The organism is Paraburkholderia sp. JHI2823, assembly GCF_038900695.1.
GTDB lineage: Bacteria > Pseudomonadota > Gammaproteobacteria > Burkholderiales > Burkholderiaceae > Paraburkholderia > Paraburkholderia mimosarum.
The window spans coordinates 1-399 of record NZ_JAYMRY010000335.1 but is presented as its reverse complement, the minus strand read 5'-3'; the positions used below and the strand labels follow the sequence as shown (position 1 = coordinate 399).

The 399-nt window shown below is 62.7% G+C and carries 1 pseudogene; it reads left to right on the top strand.

Annotated features, from left to right (window positions below):
- Nucleotides 1-133 precede the first annotated feature (133 nt).
- Nucleotides 134-399: pseudogene (locus tag VSR34_RS38885) on the top strand (sugar ABC transporter permease); the annotation flags it as partial.

Below are 399 nucleotides of genomic sequence, written 5' to 3'. Positions count from 1 at the left end.
ATCGTGTGCTGGTGATCGGCGAGGGCGAATTGCGTGGCGATTTCGTCAACGACGGCCTCACGCAGGAAGACATTCTCAGCGCCGCTATCCGTCCCGTGCAGCGAGTCCCGAACCCAACCGCAGCGAGTGCCGCATGACGCCCGACGTTACTTCACAACGCGCCGACGATACCGCGCCGCGAGGCGCATTCGGCGGCACGCAACGGATCCAGCAACTGTTCGCGCGCTACAAGATTCTCGCGCTGCTGATCGCCGTCGCCGTGATCTGGATTTTCTTTTCGGCGCTCACGCACGGCGCGTTCGTCACGCCGCGCAATCTGTCGAATCTGCTGCGGCAGATGTCGATTACCGGCATGCTCGCGTGCGGCAGGGTGTTCGTGATCATCGCCGGTGAAATCGA